Origin of the sequence: Thermobacillus composti KWC4 (genome assembly GCF_000227705.2) — a bacterium.
Classification (GTDB): domain Bacteria; phylum Bacillota; class Bacilli; order Paenibacillales; family Paenibacillaceae; genus Thermobacillus; species Thermobacillus xylanilyticus.
In genome coordinates, this window is record NC_019897.1 from 794,557 (window position 1) to 815,040 (window position 20,484).

The window sequence follows — 20,484 nt, forward strand, 5'->3', positions numbered from 1 at the left end:
TAGTTCAAAATGACATCCGGATAATCCATCACATGCTATACTGGATCCATCAGGGGAGTGGTGAGAGAGATGGCCGGTTTCGCCATACTGCTTGCATTTCACTTGTTGGGCTTATGGATTCAGAAAGGAACATCGCTGCCGCTGCCGGCCAATGTGATCGGCCTTATCCTGTTTACGGCCTGCCTGTTCCTGAAAATCATCAAACTCGAGTGGGTCGAGGAATCGGCGCAGTTTCTGCTCAAGCACATGCTGCTGTTCTTCCTGCCGTTCGTCGTCGGCACGATGGTCTATTTCGGGGAAATCCGGGAATCCTGGCTGGCGATCATCGGCGGCCTGCTGCTCAGCACCTTGCTGTCGCTGGCGGTCACCGGATGGCTGACACAGTGGCTGGAGCGGAGGGAGACGCGGCATGAGTGAGTGGACGAGCCATCCGCTGTTCGGCGTGACGCTGACCGTAGGGGCGTACGCGCTGTCCTGCTGGGTACGGGACCGATGGTTCCGGCAGCTCCATCCGCTGCTGGCTGCTTCGACCGTGCTCATCGTGTTTCTGCTGTGCGCCGGAATTCCCTATGAGGACTACAATGCCGGCGGAAGCCTGGTATCTTTCTTCCTGGGACCGGCGACGATCGCGCTCGGCACGCTGATCTACAAGCATTGGCCGCTGGTGCGCAGGAAGATCGCCGCAATCCTGTCCGGCATGACCTTCGGCACGCTGTTCGGCATTGGGATTACGGCGCTCTTGCTGTGGCTGCTCGGCGGCTCGCGGCCGGTGCTGCTCTCCATGCTGCCGAAGACCGTCACTTCGCCCGTCGCGGTGGAGATCGTGTCGCTGATCGGCGGCGTGCCGGAGATGGGCGCCGTGTTCACCGTGCTGACCGGACTGACGGGCAGCGTGCTCGGGCCGGCCTTGTCGCGCCTGGCGGGGATTCGCTCGGACATCGCCGTCGGCACGGCTTTCGGCACGACTTCCCACGGCATCGGCACCGCCCGCCTGCTGCTGGAGTCCGAGATCCAGGGCTCGATCAGCGGATTCGCCATGGCGGCCTCGGCGATTTTGACGCCGATCATCTTTGTGCCTGTTTATTGGTGGTTGTTGTAGCGAAGTTTCAGGGCGCATACGCCCCGAAGCTTCGTTTTTTTTTTTATATCTTTTTCATCATCTCGCAATAAAGGTCGGCGGATGAAATTGCATTCCATTGGATTGACAAAGATGGAAGCCGGTGCTAAGCTGTTTTTGGTTGAATGAAATATTTAATCAAAAACATTGAAAAGAGAGGGTGCATCGCAATGAAGGAAAGTTTTCAATCGCTGTTCAAGCCGTTTGTTTTCGCCAATGGCGTCCGGTTGTCGAATCGCATCGTCATGGCGCCGATGACGCACTCCTCTTCCAATGCGGACGGCACCGTATCGGAAGCGGAACTGCGCTATTACGCCCGCCGGGCCGGAAATGCGGGCATGGTGATCACAGGCTCCGCGGCGGTGGCGCCGAACGGCGGTTTTCCGGGATCGGCTGCGGCCGATCGGGACGAATTGATCCCCGGTCTGAGCGCCCTGGCTGCCGCCATCCAAGGCAAGGGGGCAAAAGCCGTCCTTCAGATCGCCCACGGAGGACGCAAATGCCCGCCCTTCATCCCTGATATCGTGAGCGCCAGCCCGGTGCCCGAAAGGGAGGGGGCTGTGGTGCCCCGCGAGTTGGCGGAGGAGGAAATACGGGCGATCGTTCGCGCTTTCGGCGAGACGACCAGACGGGCGATCCAAGCCGGCTTTGACGGTGTGGAGATCCATGGGGCCAACGGGTTCTTGATCCAGCAGTTTTTTTCGCCCCATGCGAACAGGCGCAATGACAAATGGGGCGGATCGCTGGAGAACAGGATGGCTTTTCCGCTGGACGTGATACGGGAAGTGAAGCGGGTCGCAGCCCTGCATGCGGACAAACCTTTTGTAATCGGATATCGCCTCACGCCGGAGGAGACGTTGACCCCGGGCATCACGTTGGCGGATACGCTTGAGCTGGTTGAAGCCATAGCCGCGGAACGGCTGGATTATCTGCATGTTTCGCAGAACGATTTCTGGTCCGTCCCGAACGGGGAAAGCGGCGGCCGGACGTATGTGGAAATCATACAGGAACGAGCCGGTGGGCAGATCCCCGTCATCGGCGCCGGATCGATTCGCGCGGCGGAGGAGGCTGTCCGGGCGCTGCAATCGGGAATTCCACTGATTGCCTTGGGACGTGAATTGGTGATGGAACCGGATTGGCTTGAAAAGATCGCTCAAGGAAGAGAAAATGAAATCAGAACGACACTTTCCAGGCACGACCAGCATCGTCTGGCCATACCGGACCCGCTGTGGGGGATCATCATGCGCGTTCCCGGTTGGTTCCCCGTCGAGCCGGAAGCATAAACAGGGAAAAGAGGGGAATGTCCGCGTTGAAAGTCGCATTGGTGCCCCGATTGTGCGTTGCCGTACTCACCTCCGTGATTTTGTCCGGGGCGGCCGGCATGCTGCTCATAAGCGCATATCAAGGATTTCACGTCAACTTTCTCATTCTGTTCACGTATATCACCCCGGCCGTAATGCTCGTGGATCGCCGCTTTCAATTCTTATGGATGCCGTGCTGCAGCAATGGAAAATCCGGCATCCCGTGTTAAGGCTCATTGCCGGGGCAGTGTTGTATGCGGGAGCCGGATTTGTCGGAACGTGATTGTACATGCTCATCCTTACAGGCGCCATTTTTTCGGGACAAGGGTGGCTTTCTCTGGCGGACTCGGACTTCTATCGGGGGATCCGGCCCTTCACACGGATCGGCGTAACTTCCGCCCTGCTGTTCTACACGCTCCATCAATTGTTGCATCCCATCCTTAGCCGGATGAAAATTTGACGACAGGTTTGCCAAGGGGATGATCACCATTCCGCGGTCAGAAGCAGAGAACAAACGGATCCGAGAAGCGCAGCGCGAGAATATATTGGATGCGGCCAAAACGGTTTTTGCACGGAAGGGCTGGGCCATGACCATAACGGACATTGCGGCTGCCGCCAACGTGAGTCCGGGGCTGATTTATCATTATTTTCCGAACAAGGAAGCGATCGTTTGTGAACTTTTGAAGCAGACGCTGCAAACCGATGCGGATTTGTCTCAGCGCATCATGCAAGCCGGCGATACGCCGACGCAGCGGCTGGAAGCGCTCATCAACAGCATGCTCCAGCCCAGGCACCGTCAGGCGAGTCCGCTTGAAATCGCCGCCCAGGCAGCGAGAGGGGCCGCCGCGACAGGCAACAACCTTGAAATGATGAGAAGGATCTTCTCGAACCTGAAGGAAGATTCGACGGATGCCGCAGATTTGCGCGAATTGCTGATGAAAAGGTTCCAGACCGTCCGCGACACCATGATGGCACTGATCACCGAGGGACAGAAGCGCGGCGAGATCGTACGGGACGCCCCCGAGAAGCTGGCCTTGATGATTTTCCAATGCATTCAGGGGCTGTCGACGCTGGCGCTGGAGAATCCGGAGGAATACGACAAGCATTATCCTTATACCGATGTCATCATGCGCATGGTCAAGCCTTGACAGGCACGTTAATCCTGGTCTCAGGGACGACAGGAATTCTTAAAATCTGAGTTCATCAAGTTCAACGAGCGACTCGGCGATGGATTGAACCTGCTCTTCGGGAAGATACATGTAATCGTCCATGAAAAAGTGCATCCCGTCCATCCGGAACCTGAAGAACCGGTGCTTGGGCGCAAAGTCCTCGCCGTTCAGCCATTCTCCGGTCGCTCCATTCCCCGGTTCCACTTGCCGGATATGCATCCCCTCCACGTCATCCCGGGCGTTCCCGCTTTGCTCCAGCCTCATGGATTTGTAATGCAGAATCAAGGTGTTCTCATGGAGTTCAACATCGGCGAGAGGGTTGCCTTCAACGGCCATTCGGGGCAGATACACCTTGGTCAAACCTGCCTGCGCCGCAAGTTTCGAAATCCGGTCCAATTGTTCGCTTGTATAATGGATTTCGGACAGTTTGGCGTCTGAATCCTGATGTTGAGCATCGGTCGGCGTTGGAGACGGCTCGTCGTTCGATTCAAATTGGGACATCACAAGGGAATCCGAATTGGTCTTGCCAGGTCCCGGATTCCCGGAGCACCCGCTTGCCATCACCATTCCGCTCAACACCGCGAGGGCAATAACTTTAGATGTGCACCTCTTCCGTTCCTTGAAAACCATGGACATCCACTCCGAGCTCTGACGGACTTTATTGGATAGTGTTTTTTTAAATGTGACGATGCATCGACGGATACGGTTCAGATGGCCCCATGCGAATGCATTATTTCTCGGGAAATAATGCTTGTACAGTACGGATCTCTGGTACTCCCTCATGACGGATATCCGACCCGGGATGCAGGAAATATTTCGTGGAAAAGTTCAACTTAGCAGATGTTTGGTCAGCTCATACAGCCGGAGCGCGTTCGTTCTGTCGAGCGTCGGCAGCGACAGATCGACGGGCCGGTCGCGGTCCCATGCGATGAGCGGCTGCGGCGGCGGGTCGTCCATCAGGCGGATCATCGGCTGAATGCTGCGCTCCACGGGCCGGGCGAACAGGCGGCCCATGAGCCGCATGACCGTTCTCCACGGCTGCTTGACGTGGTTCGTGCCGCTGTTCGTGTAGCCCGGGTGGATCAGCAGGAAGCGGGTTTTGCCGTGCTTGTGGTTTTCCGCATAGGCGACGCCGAGCAGATCGTTGGCCCGGCCTGCCTGCAGCGTCGCCCGAATCAGGCTGTATCCATGCTGCAGCGTCAGGTCGTCCCAGTGGATCGCTCCCTTCGTCATGCCGGTGCCGCCGACGCTGACGATGACCGGACGTTCGCCCCGCTCCAGCAACTCTGTCAAACCGTAGCTGAGCACGAAGCGGCTGACATAATACAACGCGAACGTGCTCTCGAATCCGTCCGGTGTCAACGCTCGCCGCGGATAGGTGCGCATCGCCGTCAGCACGAGCCCGTCAAGCTTGGAGTGGCGCGCCTTGACCTTGTCGATGACGAAGCGGTTGTCCGCAAGCTTCGTCAGATCGGCCTGGATGAACGCGGCCCGATCCGCGGCGCCGAGACGCGCCGCTTCCTCCAGAAATTGCTCGCCTCTCGCGCGATCGCTGCCGGTCACCGTCACCCGCGTTCCCCGGCGCAAATAATGCATGGCGAGTCCCCGGCCCATGCCGGATGTGCCTCCCGAGACGAAAAGATCGTCCATCGATCCAATCCCCTCTCTCCGAATTTTTCGATACTTGTCGACTAATCAACATTTATATAAGATATGCTAGAACGGGACCGGTCCCCGATCCATCCGCAAAACCGGGATGGTGTCGACTAATCGACAGTTCGGAGAAATCGGCGAAATTCCGGAAGAGGTGAGGAACGCATGAGGCGTGTGCGGAACAATGATCCGCGCGTCAAACGGACGAGGGCGATGATCAGGCAGTCATTCATCGATTTGCTGGCGGTCAAAGATTTCGAAGACATCACCGTACAGGATATTGTGGACCGCGCCGAACTGAACCGTGCGACCTTCTATAACCATTACCAGGACAAATACCAGCTTCTTGACGCGACGATGGCCGACCTGTTCGCCGAGACGCTGGCTTCCTGGATTCCGCAAGACGCGAATCTTCGGGGAGCCGAACTGGTGCGCCGCCTGATGCTGGCCGTCTGCCACTGGCAGGTTGAAACGACGCGGCGTCTGAATGCGAGGCGGACGTTGACCCAGGCCATGGAGGAAGGCGTAAAGCGGCAGTTGTACGGCGTCATCATGGACTGCCTGGATCAAGCGCAGCCGCCGCATGCGGACAGACGGCGACTGGAACGGGTGGCGACCATGATCAGCTGGTCGATCGTCGGCATCGTCGTCCAATGGAGCGCCCGCCGCGAGGAGACGGCTGAAGCATTGGCCGAGGAGGCGCTTCCGTACCTGATGTCTTTGATTGACAGGCTGTTCATGTCTTGACAGAGGAGGAGCGCGATGCGGCGAAAAGGCAAAAAAGGCATTGTCCCGCAGCCCGCAGCCGGAACAATGCCTTTTCCCGTTCTTTATTGAAGAAGACAGCCGACAATGACACCCGCGTCAACTGCCAAATAAATGCCGATGCAAACCGCACAGCCGGCCGGCCCTGTCACAGGGCAAACAAGTGAACAGGCCGCAAGCGCCGTTGCAACGATGCTTCCGTCCGCACCAAAATTTTGGAGACATTCCGCCACATCTTCCCAGTAGCCGAAAGGTCTCACCATCCCGTCACTATGGCCCGATATTCCATCCACAACATGGGAGCCGATCAACGCACCGTTGCTGTAAATTTTGATATCAAATGCATTTTCCGCCTCGTCAATGATGACTTCGTGTGCCTGAACGATGGTTCCGTCATTTGCGAAAGCGAAGGTTATTCCGCTGAGCGGCATAAAGTGGCCCGCCGATTCCCGGAAGGGAATAAACACATAATACGTCTTTACGTTCTCCAATTCCCCGTCGAATGCGGTTCCCCTGGCTCTGTCAAAATCAAATTTGCTTTTCGGTTCAACGGTTTCGATTTCGCCCTGATCCCATTTTTCGAGAATGACCTGTTGCAATTGCGAAAATTCCTCGTCAGTGAGTTCGACCGCATGATCGTGATACGTTGCGATCATCTCTGCAAACTGTTCCGTACTCGAAGAGGAGGAATGGGATGAATGGGCATTGCTGACACCATCGAAAACGGATATTACGCATAAAATCGATGAAAGCATCAAGACAAGAAATTTGCCGTACATTTTTCGGCTCTATACCAAACATAGTGCTTGACAACATGTAGAGCCAAAATTGAAAAACATCTGTACATTCCATAAGATGGTTGTGCGACCAATCCAACTCGAGGAATGACAGATGCACAACCAGTATACTGATCTTTTAGTCAATTTACCAGAGGTAAATGTTCAACAGATTGTGGAAATTGATGAGCAAACGATCCATATTCAGGTTGTTCCAAAGTCACGCAAGCAGGCTTGCGCCATTTGCCGTTCGGATCGTTCGGTCATTCGCAAAGGCAGCAACCAAACCCGGAAAATTCGGCATGCTGACGCTTTCGGCAAAATCGTTTATCTCCTGGCTCCGGCCATTCGTCTGTTCTGCAAGAGTTGTCATGCCGGTTTTGTTTGGCGGTACTCGTTTGTCGGTCCTGGCAAACGCTACAGTACCGCGTCCGAGCAACAGGCCATTCACACCGCGTCGGTCTCCACCGTCAAGCAGAGTGCGGAGATTCATCGCATGCCGGCCAGCACCTTGCAGATCAAACACCAACGATGGTTGTCGGTGGAAAGTGAACGGCTTCGGCAATTGGCGTGGAAAGAGGCCGCCAGCAGCCGCCATCTCGTACTGGGCATCGACGATTTTGCGATTCGAAAAGGTCATACCTACAATACCGGCATCCATAACCTCCGAGGCGAGACGTTGCTGGATATTTTGCCCGGACGCAAACTGGAAGAATTGCGGGATTATGCGCATAAGCATCCGGAGTTTCTGGCGCTTCGTCCCAAGGCGGTGGTGATGGATCTGGCTCCCTATTACCATGCCTGGATTCAGGAATGTTTTCCTGATGCCCTTCGAGTCGCGGACCGGTTTCACGTGACGCGTTACGTGATCGATGCCCTTCAGGCGGTCCGAAAAGACGTACAGGGTTCGCTGTCGGCCAGAGCCCGGGCAAACCTCAAAGCCAAACACCGGCTTCTAAACCCCCAGGCAGCATCGTTGCCCCCTGAAAAGCAGCAGGAGTTACAAGAAATCCTCAGCTATTCGTCGCTTTTACAGCAGGTTCATGCCTGGAAAGAAGCGCTTGGGGAATGGTACGACGGTGCACCGGACGCCAAAGTAGCTGCCATCTGGTTTGACCGCTGGCTGGGACAAGGGGAACATTTTCAGCATCCGGCAGTAGCCACCTGCATCAAAACGATGCGAAACTGGCGAACGGAGATCGTCAATTATCACTCCTGTCGGTGGACCAATGCGGCGGTTGAAGGAAGAAACAACCGAATGAAAGCCTTTCAACGCCGACATTACTTCACCCGGAACCGGGAACGTTACGTACAAGGACTTCTGGTCGAATGTAACCGTGAACGATTTGGTACATAAAGTCAAGCACTAACTTTGATGTTGAGCCCATTTTTCTCATGAAAATTTCCTCCTTTACCGGATTGATCGTTCACCGTACTTCGTCGCTTTGGGAATGACCGTCACCCATTCCGCGTTTGCTCTATAAACCCCTCCTTTCTATAAAACGCTTTCATTCTATATATTAACATAAACTAGAATAAAATAGAATAATAAACTCTTTATGGATGCTTATGAAATCGGTACGTCCGAGACGAGCTCCGTCCTGCAACAGTGCGGGGTTCAATGGGGAAGGAAGAAAAGGACACCGGGCAAGCCGGTGTCCGGAAGGCAGCTCGGGGTTCAGCACGGACCATTTCAGCGGCCGACACGCCCGGGAAGGTTCCTGTCCTGTCAATATTTCCTCGACAACACGAACCAGGAGAGAAACAGCGTGGAACTGACGAGTGAGAGCATAATGAGGACGGCTTGTTTGACGCTGATCTCAAGATTGCCGTATTGCGTCAACAACCAAATCACAACACAGTAAAACAGGGTGAGGATGGAGGTATAAAACGCGCCTTTTTGCCGAATATATTGGATTCTTTCGTCTTTGCGCTGCAGGTGAGGCGCCAAATCGGCCATGGTGAAACTGATGATCGCCAAACTTGCGATGACAAAGAAGTTTTCGAAATTTTTGGCGTCGCTGGTCATGAATTGAACCAGTGCCAGAAAGCCGCCTATCACCAGCCAGCCAAAGCCGAAGAGGATCAGCAGTTTTTTGGACAGCATGTCCGCACTCCTTTCTTATTCATCCAAAATGAAAATCTCTTCCACGGCGGTATGAAAAATGCGGGCGATTTTGATCGCAAGCGGCAGCGAAGGATTGTATTTGCCTTTTTCGATCGAAATGATGGTTTGCCGCGTCACCTCAAGCATCTCGGCCAATTTGTCCTGGGACAGATTGTATTTTTTTCGGTACTCCGGCAGTCTGTTTTTCAAATGTCCCACCCCGGATGTTCAATGATTCAAGTCAAGCCGAGCGTTCACTTCCATTTTAATGTAATGCAACCTTTACGTAAAGCGTCCTTTACACCAATTGTAAAGTTTTTGATTGATATATCCGAAATCAAGAGGTATAGTTGATATATCAAGATATGGTGATAAGGATGATGCACAAGATGAACGTCCCGCTGTACGAGCGAATATACAACCATTTATTAGAAAAAATCAAAAACGGCGAACTGACGAGCGGGGATCGGGTGCCGTCGGAGAAAGAACTGGCCGATCACTTCAACGTCAGCCGCATTACATCGAAGAAGGCGCTGGAGCTGCTGGCGCTCCAGAAGGTGATCGAACGGGTGCAGGGCAAAGGCTCGTTCGTCTCGCAAAACTTGCCGGACCTGGACAGTCTGAAGCCGCTGGATCCGAACGGGGACCAGGAAGAAGACGGTGCCAAGAACGCGCCGGCCCGGTCCGCGTCGCCGATGAAGACGATCGCCTTCATCCTGCCGGACTTCGCCGATTCCTACGGCCTCCGGCTCATTCATGGCGTCGAGGAGCGGTGCTCGCAGATCGGCGCCCGCATGTTCATCAAGCTGACCTACGACAACCGCGAAGAGGAAGAGGAAGCGATCCGTTCCTTCATCCATCTCGGCGTTGACGGCATCGTCATTTTCCCGGTGCATGGCGAACATTACAACCCCGAGCTCGTCCGGCTGGTGCTGGACAAATTCCCGGTCGTGCTGATCGACCGCTATCTGAAAGGGATCGCCACCGCCGCGGTCTACACGGACAACCGGCAGGCCGCGTTCGAGCTGACCGACCGCCTGATCCAGCGCGGGCATACGCAGATCGGCTTCATATCCGCGCCGGCGGACAACACGTCGACGATCGAGGACCGGATCATCGGCTTCACGATGGCGTTCGCGAAGCGCGGGTTGAGCCTTCCGCCGGGCCACATGATGACGAATCTGTACAGCTCGCTGCCGCGCTCCTTCGAGAGCCGCAATATCAGCGTCGACATCGAGACGGTGAGGCGATTTGTCGAAGGGAATCCGCATCTGACGGCATTCGTCGTCGCGGAGTACAACCTCGCGCTCATCGTGCACCAGGCGCTGATCAGTCTCGGCAAGCGGATTCCCGAAGACTGTCAGATCGTCTGCTTCGATTCCCCGGACGAGCCGTTCGGCAACCACCGGTTCACGCATGTGCGGCAGGATGAATTTGCGATGGGCCGCAAAGCCGTGGATCTGCTGGAGAAGCTGTGGGACGGGGAAGAAGTCCAGATGCACAACATAATCCCGTACCGGATCATTGAAGGTTCGTCGACACGCTGAGTTCCCCAAAAGTCAGCCGCCCAAACCGAAAAGGCAAGCCCGGAAGTCGATTCCGGGCTTTTTGCACCTCTTTCCGCCCTCGAAAATAATATACCAAATTCGACAAACAAATATATTGACATATCATTATTGTGTCTTTAATATAATAACTGTAAGCGCTTATCATTCTGGTTGTGGGGGTTGTGACCATGAAACGACTGGGCAGCGTTTTACTCACGATGGTTCTGATTGCGGCGCTGACGCTGTTGGCCGCCTGCGGCAAGAACGACGGCGCCGGTTCCGGCGGGAACGGCCAGGGCGGAGGTTCATCGGGCGGGTCGAACGACGGGAAGTCTTCGGCTTCGGGCGGCAAACCGGTGGAGCTCACCTTCTGGGGCGACTGGGGCGGCGAAGGCCAGAAGCAGTTCGAGACGATGGTGGACGCCTTCAACAAGTCCCAGGACCGGATCCGCGTGAAGTACGTGCTGCAGCAGGATATGATCACCAAGTTCCTGACCGCCGCCACTTCGGGCGGATCGCCGGACATCCTGTTCTGGGACCGGTGGAGAACGTCGCTCTATGCGCCGAAGAACGTGTTGCACCCGATCGACGAGTACATGGACCGGGACGGCATATCGCGGGACGATTTTTACGGCGAAGCTTTGAAAGAGCTTTCATACGACGGGAAGCTGTACGGTCTGCCCTTGACGGTGGATGCGCGCGCGCTGTTCTACAACAAGAAGCTGCTCGAAGAAGCGGGCGTGGAGCCGCCCGCAACCTGGGATGAACTCCGGGAAGCGGCCCGCAAACTGACGAAGTGGAACGGCAACAAGCTGGAAGTATCCGGATTCTCGCTGTCGGACGTCGGGCTGTTCAACATGTATCTCCAGCAGGCCGGCGGCACGATGATCACGGAAGACGGCAAGACCAACTTCAACAATGAGCAGGGACTTTCCGTCCTCCGGTTCTGGGACCAGCTGCTCAACGAAGACAAGGTGTACAAGATCGGTTTCGAGCAGGGGCTGGGCGAAGGACAGGACGTGTTCGTCACCGGCAAGATGGCGATGCACTACACGGGCCCGTGGATGCTCAGCACTTACAAGAAATACGGGGGCGAGCTGGACTTCGGCATCGTGCCGCCGCCGGCCGGACCGAACGGCGACCGCGGCAGCGTGATGGGCGGATTCGGCCTCGTCATTCCGGAAGGCTCGAAGCACAAGGAAGAAGCCTGGGAGTTCATCAAGTGGTGGCTGGCGAACAAGGACAACGCGCTGCTGTGGGCGAAGACCAGCCTCAACATCCCCGGTTTCAAGCCGGCGCTCGAAGATCCGTTCTTCGCGGACGATCCGTTCTGGAAGCCGTTCCTTGAAACGCTGGAATTCGCGAAGATCCGTCCGCAGCATCCCGGATATTCCGTGATGGAAGTCGACGGACTCATCCCGAATCTGCAGCTGTTCATGAATGGCGATCTCAGCGCGGAAGAAGCGCTCGGCAAGGCGCAGGAACAAGGCGACCGGCTGCTCAGAGAGAACGCCGACGTCAAGTAACGGACATGAGGGGAGGCTTGCCCTCCCCTTTTTCATCCCAACCCGGAGGTGCCAGACATCATGACCCAAATGTTGAAAACGCCGCAATCGGTCATTCGGCTGATCGAGACGGTTCGCCGGAGACTGGCCGACATGCCCGAAGCGGCCGACATTTTCGCAACCTGCATGCAAAATACGCTCCAACGCACGATCCAACGACTGCCCGACGGCACCACGTACATCATCACAGGGGACATTCCGGCCATGTGGCTGCGCGATTCCGCCGCGCAGGTCCGTCCCTATATCCTGCTGGCGAAGGAAGACGAGGAGATCGCCGGCATGATTCTCGGGCTGATCGAGAGGCAGTTCCGGTTCATTCGGCTCGATCCGTACGCGAACGCGTTCAACGCCGCCCCGAACGGTCAGGGCCACCAGAGCGACATCACGGAGATGAATCCGTGGATCTGGGAGCGGAAATACGAGATCGACTCGCTCTGCTATCCGATCCAGCTCAGCTGGCTGCTGTGGAAAAACGCCGGATTGACCGCGCAATTCAACGGGACGTTCCGCCAGGCGGTCGATCTGATCCTCGAGGTGTGGCGGCGGGAGCAGCATCATGAACGCGATTCTTCCTATCGCTTCCAGCGCCTGAATGGCGTGCCGACCGACACGCTGATCCGGGACGGCCGGGGGGCGGAGACGCGCTACACCGGCATGACCTGGTCCGGTTTCCGGCCGAGCGACGACGCCTGCACCTACGGCTATCTTGTTCCTTCCAATATGTTCGCGGTGGTCGTGCTGCGCTATCTGCAGGAGATCGGCCGGGACGTGCTGAAGGACGAGGCGCTCGTGCAACGCGCGGCTTCGCTGGCCGCCGAGATCGACCGCGGCATCCGGGAGTTCGCCGTTTGCGAGCATCCGGAGTTCGGCCCGATATACGCTTATGAATGTGACGGAATGGGCGGGTATGTATGGATGGACGACGCGAACGTGCCGAGCCTGCTGTCCATTCCGTACCTCGGCTACACCGGCGCCGACGATCCCGTCTACCTGAACACGCGGAAGTTCATCCTGAGCAAGCACAATCCCTATTACTACGAGGGAAGCGCGGGGCGGGGCATCGGCAGTCCCCACACGCCGGCCGGCTACGTCTGGCATATCGCGATCGCCATGGAAGGACTGACGACGGGCGATCCGGAGGAGAAGAAGCGCAAGCTCCGGCTGATGGTCGAGACCGACGGCGGTGCCGGCATGATGCACGAAAGTTTCGACGCCAATGACCCGGCCCGTTTTACGAGGGAATGGTTTTCCTGGGCCAACATGATGTTCTGCGAACTGGCGCTTGACATCTGCGGCATCCGCATCGAGAAGTGAGCGCATGGAGATGCAAGGGAGGGGTTCACCGTGTCATCCATGAAATCCCTTGGACGGCATGAAGCGCGGACGGCCTGCGTGTTCATCACGCCGACGATGCTGTTGTTCACCGTCTTTACGGTCATCCCGGTGGTCATGGCGCTGTACCTCAGCTTTACGGATTACGACGTCCTGAACCGGATGAACTGGGTCGGTTTCGCCAACTACGAGCGGTTGATCCACGACGACCTGCTGTGGCGGACGTTCCGGAACGTGCTGTATTACGCCGTGCTTTTCATCCCGCTGAACATTGCGATTTCGCTGGCGATCGCCCTGCTGCTGAACCGGGCCGGCCTCGGCGTCAAGCTGTTCCGGACGGCCGCCTATCTGCCCACGCTGACGTCGGCCGTCGCGGCGGCGACGGTATGGCTGTGGCTGCTCCATCCGGAGTACGGCCTGGTGAACGCGCTGCTCGGCTATCTCGGCATCACCGGTCCGGCGTGGCTCGCGCAGACCAACACCGCGATGCCCTCGATCGTGATGGTGACGCTCTGGCAGTCCGTCGGCGCGAACATGGTCATCTATCTGGCCGGGCTCCAGGGCGTTCCCGAATACATGTACGAAGCCGCGCGGCTGGAAGGGGCGAACCGGTTCCAAAGCTTCCGCTACATCACCTGGCCCCAGCTCAAGCCGACGACGTTTCTCGTGAGCACGATGTCCATCATCGGCGCGCTGCAGCTTTTCGACCAGGCGTTCGTGCTGACGCAGGGCGGGCCCGCCAATGCGACGAAGACGCCCGTCTATCTGATCTACCAGCAAGGGTTCAACCAGCTGCAGATGGGGTACGCCTCGGCGCAGGCGTTCGTGCTGGCGCTGTCCATCCTGATCTTCTCCATTCTGAACATGCGGATCTCGAAATCCGACGAAACGTTTGTCTAGGAGGATGAGACTGATGCGCGCCCATGACATTGGCAGCTCGCCGTTTTCGCGAAACGTACGCGCCGCGGTCTTCTATATCCTGGCGATCGCGATGTCCGTCTTCATGTTCCTGCCGTTCTTCTGGAGCCTGATGACGTCGATCAAGCCGGATGAGGAAATCTTCTCCCTTCCGATCCGCTGGCTGCCTTCCCATATCACCTTCGAGCATTACCAGAACGCCTTCCGGACCGTGCCGTTCGGATTGTATTTCTGGAACTCGTTCTTTCTCGCGACGATGGGGGTGCTGACAAACCTGTTCTTCGGCTCGCTCAGCGGGTACGCGTTCGCAAAGCTCCGGTTCCGGCTGAACAAGCCGCTCTTCGCCATCCTGCTCGCCGCGATGATGATCCCGGGCGTCGTGACGCTCATCCCGAGCTTCTTCGTGCTGAAACATCTGCCGCTGCTCGGGGGCAACGACATCCTCGGGCGCGGCGGGTTCGGGCTGATAGGCTCGTTCTGGGGCGTCATTCTCCCCGGCGCTTCCGGCTCGTTCGCGGTGTTCTTCATGCGCCAGTTCTTCCTGACGCTGCCGAGCGACCTGATGGAGATGGCGCGCATTGAGGGGGCAGGCGAGTTCCGGATCTTCTGGCGGATCTACCTGCCGCTGACGAAGCCCGCCCTGGCGACGCTCGGCATCTTCACCTTCCAGACCGGCTGGAATGCGTTCCTGTGGCCGATGATCGTGCTGAACGATCCCGCGAAGCATACGATCCAGATGGGGCTGCAGGCCTTCTCGTACAATTACCAGACGGACTACGGCCCGATGATGGCCGGCGCGCTCGTCGCCGTGCTGCCGATCCTGATCCTGTTCCTCTTCCTGCAGCGCTACTTCACCCAGGGCATCGCCTTCAGCGGGATCAAAGGGTGAGCGCGGCCATGGCAAGGAAACGGCGGACATGGTTGACGATTGCGGCGGTTGTTGCGGGACTGCTCGTTGCCGCAGGCGTATGGGTCTGCACGGCGGTCTTCGGCGGCGAGCGGGGCGGACGCGGCGGCGGTCTCTGGTCGGCGCGCGCCGAACTTGCGCAGCAGGAGCTGCTCCAACAGTTCTGGGACGAGAAGCGGGGGCTTCACAACAACGCAGCCCCCTGCATGCTGCAGCTGTGCACCGATCCGTTCCATTACTGGTGGCAGGCCCACGCGCTCGACACGCTGGTTGACGGTTACGCCCGGACGAAGGACGACGGCTACCGGCAGCGGATTGACGCGATGTACCAGGGGATTCTGGATCGGAACACCATTTTTCCCAACGCCTATTACGACGATATGGAATGGATGGCCCTCGCCTGGCTGCGGGCTTATGACCAGATCGGCGACGAGCGGTACAAGGAAGCCGCGCTCATCCTCTGGGAAGACATCCTGACGGGATGGAACGACGAGATGGGCGGCGGCATCGCCTGGCGGAAGGAGCAGCTCGACTACAAAAATACGCCCGCCAACGCCCCCGCTGTCATCCTCGGCGCGAGGCTCTACGACCGATTCGGCGACGAGCAATATCTCGAATGGGCGAAGCGCATTTTCGAGTGGCAGCGGCAGACGCTCGTCGACCCCGAGACGGGCCTCGTATGGGACGGCATCAACCGGCAGGGCGACGGCCGGATCGACAAGGATTGGAAGTTCACGTATTGCCAGGGGGTCTACATCGGCGCGGCGGTCGAGCTCTACCGCGCGACGGGGGACCGGAGCTACCTGGATGAAGCGTGGAAGACGGCCGCGTATGTCGAGCGGCAGATGACGAGCCCCGCCACGGGCATGCTGCCCTCCGAAGGCGACGGCGACGGCGCGCTGTTCAAGGGCATTCTGGTGCGGTACCTGACCGAGCTGATCAAAGAAGACCCCGGCCGGGCGGACGGACTGGTGCGGATGCTGCTCACCAACGGCGAAAGTCTGTGGGCGTACGGCAAACATCCGGATGCCGCGCTGTTCAGCAACTCCTGGGCGCAGAAGCCGGATGCGGTCGTGCAGCTCAGCACGCAGCTCAGCGGCATGATGCTGCTCGAAATGCTCGCGGTGCTGGAACAACTTGAGATGCTTGACATCGGATGACGGGAGCGGATGAGATGAAAGCCGATGAATGCCGGCGCAGGGCGGACGAGGCGCAGCAGGCGCTCGATGCGATGTTCTGGAATGATGCGATCCGGATGTACAATATCGCAACGCCCTGTCCCGACGGGAAATGCAACACGATTTTCCACTACTGGTGGATGGCGCACGCGGTCGAGAATTTGACGGATGCGTTCGAACGCACCGGCGATCCGCTGTATGAGCAACGGCTCCGCCAGATCTATGACGGTCTGCTGGAACGGAACGGCGGCACATGGATCAACGAGCTGTACGACGACATGGAATGGATGGCGATCGCCTGGCTCCGCGCCTATCAGGCAACCGGCGACGAACGGTACAAGGCCGCGGTTCTGGAGCTGTGGGCGGACATCCGGGGCGGGTGGAACGACCATTGCGGCGGCGGTATCGCCTGGCGGAAATCGCAGCCGGATTACAAGAACACGCCGGCGAACGCGCCGGCGGCCATTCTGGCGGCGCGGCTGTACCGGGCGTTCGGCCGGGAATCGGATCTGGAATGGGTGCTGCGCATCCATGAGTGGCAGCTCCGCCATCTGGTCGATCCCGAGTCCGGATTCGTGTGGGATGGGATGAACCGCCTCGGCGACGGGGCGATCGACAAGGATTGGAAGTTCACGTACTGTCAGGGCGTGTTCATCGGCGCGGCGCTGGAACTGTATCGCATGACGGGGGTCGAAGCGTACCGGGATCAGGCGCTGCGGACCGCCGCGGCGGCGAAAGCGGTGCTGGCGTCTCCCGAAGGCGTGCTGCCCCCGGAAGGCGGCGGCGACGGCGGGTTGTTCAAAGGCATTTTCGTCCGGTATCTCGCCCTGCTCGCCGCGGAAGCTGCGGCAACCGGGGAAGCGGCACCGTGGATCGGGCTGCTGGAGACGAACGCGGAGTCGCTGTGGCGGCGCGGCCGCCTCGATGGAGACCGGCCGCTGTTCGGCGAGCGCTGGGACGCGCCGGCGGGATATCCGGTCGAACTGTCGACGCAGCTGAGCGGCGTCATGCTGCTCGAGGCGATGACGCGGATTGCATAAAGGGAAGGGGCCGTTCCCATGAGGGGCGGCCCCTGAATGGTTGCGCGGTTAGAGGGAGGCGACGGCTTCAATCAGCATGATTCCGCTGAGCTGGCGCACAATTGCACGACCCTTTCGGGCCGGTCCTTCCAGTTCCGGCTGATCAGGCCCTTCTCATCCCGTCCCTGCCGCCACAGTGTCTCGGCGTTGTGCAGCATCATCCGTCGGATGTCCGACAGCTCCGGCCGAATGCGGAGCAGCTCCCGCAAATAGCGGATGTAGATCCCTTTGAACAGCCCGCAATCGTCCTTGCCTTCGTCGGGAAGCATGCCGTCCGGCAGGACGAAACGCTCCAATGAAGTTCTCGCCGTGCGCAGCGCATCGTCCAGGTACGTCCGGTCTCCGGTGATGCGGTACAATTCGATGCCGGCTCCGAGAAATACGCCCTGGCAGTACGTGTATTCCCAGTCTTTGTCGATCCGGCCGTCGCCCAGCCGGTTGATGCCGTCCCAGACGAAACCGGTGTCCTTGTCCACCAGCGTGTCCTTGTTGTATTGATAGATTTTCCGGGCCCATTCCAGATCTTCGGGGCGCCGGAACCGCTGGTACAGCCGGGAAGCGAGAATGCTGGCGGGCGCGTTGGCCGGGGTGTTCTTGTAATCGAGCTGATCTTTCTTCCACGCCATGCCGCCGCCCATATGGCCGTTCCATGCCGTTTTGATGCTTTCCCAGAGCACCAGCACCGCTTCCTTGTAATCCTCGCGGCCCGTCGCGTCGTACACGCGCAGCAGCGCGAGCGCCATCCACTCCATGTCGTCGTAGTAATTGTGCAGCAGCGTCTCGCCGTTCAATTGCCGGACGCCGGCGACGACCCGGTCGATCCGGTCCAGGTAGCTGTGCTTGCGGGTTCGTTCGTATCCGTCGACCAGCACGTCGACGACATGGGCATGCCACCAATAAATCAGATGATCATTGCAATTTCCGCCGCAGGGCGCGAGCTGGTTCATGATCTGAAGTTCGGGATTCCAGAAGTTGTAAATCAATTCCTCCTGGGCGGTCTCCGCACGGATGTTCCAATCCGCCTGGCTGGTTTCGGTCAGCACTTGATTGTCCACGGTTTCGATCTCCCCTCGGTATTTCTGCCGTTATGGTGGGTCATGCAGTGATCCAACCGCCAATAGACAGCGCTTACAAAAATTTTAGTACATATATTGATATAATGTAAATTATATCAATATTATAAGTTATGTCGAAATATCTCCGGGAAGAACAGCCTCATCCGGACGCTGTCCGGAGCCGGATGGTTCCATTTTCCGCCCGGAATGAAATCGATTAAATCTGTGGGGGGAATCCTTTAATTTCTCACATTGAACAGAATGCGCTTACATCCTATAATTTACCTGCAAAGGAGGTGTATGTAAAATGCATACGGCATTTGACACCGGTTGATTGTTGGTCGGTTGGGAAGCGCTATCATATCAAAATCACATTTTGACAGGAGGGAAAAGTAATGTTCAAGAAAAAGAAACTGATGGCGGTGCTGGTGGCCGTGGCGATGGTATCTGCATTGTTCGCCGTAAATGGCGCCAGCGCGAACACGTACTGGCAATATTGGACGGACGGCATCGGGTATGTGAACGCGACGAACGGACAAGGCGGCAACTACAGCGTAAGCTGGAGCAACAGCGGCAACTTCGTCATCGGCAAGGGCTGGCAATACGGTGCGCACAACCGGGTTGTCAACTACAACGCCGGCGCATGGCAGCCGAACGGCAACGCGTATCTGACGCTGTACGGCTGGACGCGCAACCCGCTCATCGAATACTACGTCGTCGACAGCTGGGGCAGCTACCGCCCGACCGGCGACTACCGGGGCAGCGTGTACAGCGACGGCGCATGGTATGACCTCTATCACAGCTGGCGCTACAACGCACCGTCCATCGACGGCACGCAGACGTTCCAACAATACTGGAGCGTTCGTCAGCAGAAACGCCCGACGGGCAGCAACGTCTCCATCACGTTCGAGAACCACGTGAACGCATGGGGCGCTGCCGGCATGCCGATGGGCAGCAGCTGGTCTTACCAGGTGCTCGCAACCGAAGGCTATTACAGCAGCGGATACTCCAACGTCACGGTTTGGTAATGAGACGGGCCGGCCGGCTGTCCAGCCGGCGGCCTTCTCTTTTTGGCAGCATCTGTTCAAGCAAAGGGGGGCGTATCGTGAGCAAAAAGAAGACGTTGGTCTGCGCGGTTTTTGTCCTGGTGGCTGCGGCTGTTGCGGTCGGCGGATGTTCGAGCGTGCAGGTGAGCGGGGCGGAACAGACGGATCGGACGGGCGGGAAGCTTTTGTCGGATCAGATGGTTTTGGTTGAAGGGGGGACATTTAAGCACAAGCGTTCCAATTACTCCGGCGGGGAGGTCGCCGTTCAGGATTTCTACATCGGCAAATATGAAGTCACGCAGAAGGAATGGACGGCCGTGATGGGAAGCAATCCGTCCAAATTCAGGGGCGACAATCTCCCGGTCGATTCGGTCAGCTGGTACGAGGCCATCGAGTACTGCAACCGCAGGAGCCTGATGGAGGGGCTCGAGCCGTATTACAACATCGACAAAAGTCAGGCGGACCCGGACAACAAGAGCGAGATCGACCCCTTGAAATGGATCGTCACGATCAACGAAGGGGCGAACGGCTACCGGCTGCCGACGGAACTGGAATGGGAATACGCCGCGAGCGGCGGTCAAAAAAGCAAGGGCTACAAGTACAGCGGCGGCAACAAGCCGGACGACGTGTCGTGGAACTGGCGCAACGCCGGAAACCGGTATTTGAAAGGCGGCTGGAGCTGGCAGTCCATCGAGAACAACGAGAACCGCACCCGGCCCGTCGGAACTAAGAAGGCGAACGAACTGGGGCTGTACGACATGTCGGGCAACGTCAGGGAATGGTGCTGGGACTGGTATGAGGATCAGATGGTGGAATCGGGCATGTTCCGCGTCGTGCGCGGCGGCGGATGGCTCGGCGACGTCCACACCCTCGAGATCAAGTTCCGGGGCATGTTCGACGCGAGCGGCGTCGGTCCAGACCAGGGTTTTCGCGTCGCGCGCAATGCCTGATTCGGTATTGAAAGGAGGA

The 20,484-nt window shown here is 57.9% G+C and carries 21 protein-coding genes; 15 read left to right on the forward strand and 6 right to left on the reverse strand.

All coding sequences use genetic code 11. The features are described from left to right. Positions 1-69 precede the first annotated feature (69 nt). The 4 genes from THECO_RS03675 to THECO_RS20380 all read left to right on the forward strand — a co-directional run bounded on the left by THECO_RS03675 (position 70) and on the right by THECO_RS20380 (position 3,566). A complete protein-coding gene (locus THECO_RS03675) occupies positions 70-417 on the forward strand; it encodes a CidA/LrgA family protein (RefSeq protein ID WP_015253721.1) in 348 nt (115 codons plus the stop codon). Then, on the forward strand, positions 410-1,099 hold the full coding sequence (locus THECO_RS03680) for an LrgB family protein (RefSeq protein WP_015253722.1): 690 nt from the start codon (positions 410-412) through the stop codon (positions 1,097-1,099). The genes THECO_RS03675 and THECO_RS03680 overlap by 8 nt, the downstream gene beginning before the upstream one ends. Before the next feature lie 188 nt (positions 1,100-1,287). Continuing rightward, positions 1,288-2,400, forward strand: coding sequence for an NADH-dependent flavin oxidoreductase (locus THECO_RS03685; protein ID WP_015253723.1), 1,113 nt, complete (start codon positions 1,288-1,290; stop codon positions 2,398-2,400). Between the two features lie 497 nt (positions 2,401-2,897). Beyond that, positions 2,898-3,566 carry a TetR/AcrR family transcriptional regulator gene (locus THECO_RS20380; RefSeq protein WP_015253725.1) on the forward strand — a complete coding sequence of 223 codons (669 nt, stop codon included), beginning with the start codon at positions 2,898-2,900 and terminating at the stop codon, positions 3,564-3,566. A gap of 39 nt (positions 3,567-3,605) precedes the next feature. On the opposite strand, the gene THECO_RS03700 is transcribed toward THECO_RS20380, so the two are convergent. Next, the gene (locus THECO_RS03700; protein ID WP_015253726.1) at positions 3,606-4,217 is read right to left on the reverse strand and encodes a hypothetical protein; all 612 of its coding nucleotides are present in this window, start codon (positions 4,215-4,217) and stop codon (positions 3,606-3,608) included. A 198-nt stretch (positions 4,218-4,415) separates the two neighbouring features. Then, on the reverse strand, positions 4,416-5,237 hold the full coding sequence (locus THECO_RS03705) for an SDR family NAD(P)-dependent oxidoreductase (RefSeq protein ID WP_041853780.1): 822 nt from the start codon (positions 5,235-5,237) through the stop codon (positions 4,416-4,418). A 168-nt stretch (positions 5,238-5,405) separates the two neighbouring features. Between THECO_RS03705 and THECO_RS03710 the strand changes: the two genes are divergently transcribed. Next, positions 5,406-5,987, forward strand: coding sequence for a TetR family transcriptional regulator (locus tag THECO_RS03710; protein ID WP_015253728.1), 582 nt, complete (start codon positions 5,406-5,408; stop codon positions 5,985-5,987). 83 nt (positions 5,988-6,070) lie between these two features. Here THECO_RS03710 and THECO_RS03715 read toward each other — a convergent pair whose 3' ends face one another. Beyond that, positions 6,071-6,784 (reverse strand): hypothetical protein, encoded by a 714-nt coding sequence (locus THECO_RS03715; RefSeq protein WP_157373515.1) that lies wholly within the window; start codon positions 6,782-6,784, stop codon positions 6,071-6,073. Positions 6,785-6,896: 112 nt separating this feature from the next. Between THECO_RS03715 and THECO_RS03720 the strand changes: the two genes are divergently transcribed. Then, on the forward strand, positions 6,897-8,138 hold the full coding sequence (locus THECO_RS03720) for an ISL3 family transposase (RefSeq protein ID WP_015253098.1): 1,242 nt from the start codon (positions 6,897-6,899) through the stop codon (positions 8,136-8,138). A 372-nt stretch (positions 8,139-8,510) separates the two neighbouring features. Here THECO_RS03720 and THECO_RS03725 read toward each other — a convergent pair whose 3' ends face one another. Continuing rightward, on the reverse strand, positions 8,511-8,888 hold the full coding sequence (locus THECO_RS03725) for a hypothetical protein (protein ID WP_015253730.1): 378 nt from the start codon (positions 8,886-8,888) through the stop codon (positions 8,511-8,513). 15 nt (positions 8,889-8,903) lie between these two features. Next, entirely contained in the window at positions 8,904-9,098 is a 195-nt protein-coding gene (locus THECO_RS03730; RefSeq protein ID WP_015253731.1) for a helix-turn-helix transcriptional regulator, read from the reverse strand. 179 nt (positions 9,099-9,277) lie between these two features. Here THECO_RS03730 and THECO_RS03735 point away from each other — a divergent pair, with 179 nt between their 5' ends. The 7 genes from THECO_RS03735 to THECO_RS21935 all read left to right on the forward strand — a co-directional run bounded on the left by THECO_RS03735 (position 9,278) and on the right by THECO_RS21935 (position 17,375). After that, entirely contained in the window at positions 9,278-10,435 is a 1,158-nt protein-coding gene (locus THECO_RS03735) for a GntR family transcriptional regulator (RefSeq protein WP_041853781.1), read from the forward strand. Positions 10,436-10,623: 188 nt separating this feature from the next. Further along, entirely contained in the window at positions 10,624-11,961 is a 1,338-nt protein-coding gene (locus THECO_RS03740) for an ABC transporter substrate-binding protein (protein WP_015253733.1), read from the forward strand. Positions 11,962-12,021: 60 nt separating this feature from the next. After that, positions 12,022-13,314 carry a glycoside hydrolase family 125 protein gene (locus THECO_RS03745; protein WP_015253734.1) on the forward strand — a complete coding sequence of 431 codons (1,293 nt, stop codon included), beginning with the start codon at positions 12,022-12,024 and terminating at the stop codon, positions 13,312-13,314. Between the two features lie 39 nt (positions 13,315-13,353). Continuing rightward, positions 13,354-14,232: a carbohydrate ABC transporter permease gene (locus THECO_RS03750; RefSeq protein WP_052835820.1), complete on the forward strand. Its 879-nt coding sequence runs from the start codon at positions 13,354-13,356 to the stop codon at positions 14,230-14,232. 13 nt (positions 14,233-14,245) lie between these two features. Continuing rightward, positions 14,246-15,139 (forward strand): carbohydrate ABC transporter permease, encoded by an 894-nt coding sequence (locus tag THECO_RS03755; protein ID WP_015253736.1) that lies wholly within the window; start codon positions 14,246-14,248, stop codon positions 15,137-15,139. An 8-nt stretch (positions 15,140-15,147) separates the two neighbouring features. Continuing rightward, on the forward strand, positions 15,148-16,317 hold the full coding sequence (locus tag THECO_RS21930; protein ID WP_041853782.1) for a glycoside hydrolase family 76 protein: 1,170 nt from the start codon (positions 15,148-15,150) through the stop codon (positions 16,315-16,317). 14 nt (positions 16,318-16,331) lie between these two features. Next, positions 16,332-17,375, forward strand: a complete 1,044-nt coding sequence (locus THECO_RS21935) for a glycoside hydrolase family 76 protein (protein WP_015253738.1) — start codon at positions 16,332-16,334, stop codon at positions 17,373-17,375. A gap of 71 nt (positions 17,376-17,446) precedes the next feature. Here THECO_RS21935 and THECO_RS03770 read toward each other — a convergent pair whose 3' ends face one another. After that, on the reverse strand, positions 17,447-18,469 hold the full coding sequence (locus THECO_RS03770; RefSeq protein WP_015253739.1) for a glycoside hydrolase family 76 protein: 1,023 nt from the start codon (positions 18,467-18,469) through the stop codon (positions 17,447-17,449). Positions 18,470-18,864: 395 nt separating this feature from the next. On the opposite strand from THECO_RS03770, the gene THECO_RS03775 reads away from it, so the two are divergent. Then, positions 18,865-19,497: a glycoside hydrolase family 11 protein gene (locus THECO_RS03775; protein ID WP_015253740.1), complete on the forward strand. Its 633-nt coding sequence runs from the start codon at positions 18,865-18,867 to the stop codon at positions 19,495-19,497. 77 nt (positions 19,498-19,574) lie between these two features. Continuing rightward, positions 19,575-20,465 carry a formylglycine-generating enzyme family protein gene (locus THECO_RS03780; RefSeq protein ID WP_015253741.1) on the forward strand — a complete coding sequence of 297 codons (891 nt, stop codon included), beginning with the start codon at positions 19,575-19,577 and terminating at the stop codon, positions 20,463-20,465. Positions 20,466-20,484: the final 19 nt, after the last annotated feature.

Coding starts and splice junctions, on each gene's coding strand:
- THECO_RS03675 (WP_015253721.1), top strand. CDS start 70: ATGGCCGGTTTCGCCATACTGCTTGCATTTCACTTGTTGGGCTTATGG.
- THECO_RS03680 (WP_015253722.1), top strand. CDS start 410: ATGAGTGAGTGGACGAGCCATCCGCTGTTCGGCGTGACGCTGACCGTA.
- THECO_RS03685 (WP_015253723.1), top strand. CDS start 1,288: ATGAAGGAAAGTTTTCAATCGCTGTTCAAGCCGTTTGTTTTCGCCAAT.
- THECO_RS20380 (WP_015253725.1), top strand. CDS start 2,898: ATGATCACCATTCCGCGGTCAGAAGCAGAGAACAAACGGATCCGAGAA.
- THECO_RS03700 (WP_015253726.1), bottom strand. CDS start 4,217: ATGGTTTTCAAGGAACGGAAGAGGTGCACATCTAAAGTTATTGCCCTC.
- THECO_RS03705 (WP_041853780.1), bottom strand. CDS start 5,237: ATGGACGATCTTTTCGTCTCGGGAGGCACATCCGGCATGGGCCGGGGA.
- THECO_RS03710 (WP_015253728.1), top strand. CDS start 5,406: ATGAGGCGTGTGCGGAACAATGATCCGCGCGTCAAACGGACGAGGGCG.
- THECO_RS03715 (WP_157373515.1), bottom strand. CDS start 6,784: ATGTACGGCAAATTTCTTGTCTTGATGCTTTCATCGATTTTATGCGTA.
- THECO_RS03720 (WP_015253098.1), top strand. CDS start 6,897: ATGCACAACCAGTATACTGATCTTTTAGTCAATTTACCAGAGGTAAAT.
- THECO_RS03725 (WP_015253730.1), bottom strand. CDS start 8,888: ATGCTGTCCAAAAAACTGCTGATCCTCTTCGGCTTTGGCTGGCTGGTG.
- THECO_RS03735 (WP_041853781.1), top strand. CDS start 9,278: ATGAACGTCCCGCTGTACGAGCGAATATACAACCATTTATTAGAAAAA.
- THECO_RS03740 (WP_015253733.1), top strand. CDS start 10,624: ATGAAACGACTGGGCAGCGTTTTACTCACGATGGTTCTGATTGCGGCG.
- THECO_RS03745 (WP_015253734.1), top strand. CDS start 12,022: ATGACCCAAATGTTGAAAACGCCGCAATCGGTCATTCGGCTGATCGAG.
- THECO_RS03750 (WP_052835820.1), top strand. CDS start 13,354: ATGAAATCCCTTGGACGGCATGAAGCGCGGACGGCCTGCGTGTTCATC.
- THECO_RS03755 (WP_015253736.1), top strand. CDS start 14,246: ATGCGCGCCCATGACATTGGCAGCTCGCCGTTTTCGCGAAACGTACGC.
- THECO_RS21930 (WP_041853782.1), top strand. CDS start 15,148: ATGGCAAGGAAACGGCGGACATGGTTGACGATTGCGGCGGTTGTTGCG.
- THECO_RS21935 (WP_015253738.1), top strand. CDS start 16,332: ATGAAAGCCGATGAATGCCGGCGCAGGGCGGACGAGGCGCAGCAGGCG.
- THECO_RS03775 (WP_015253740.1), top strand. CDS start 18,865: ATGTTCAAGAAAAAGAAACTGATGGCGGTGCTGGTGGCCGTGGCGATG.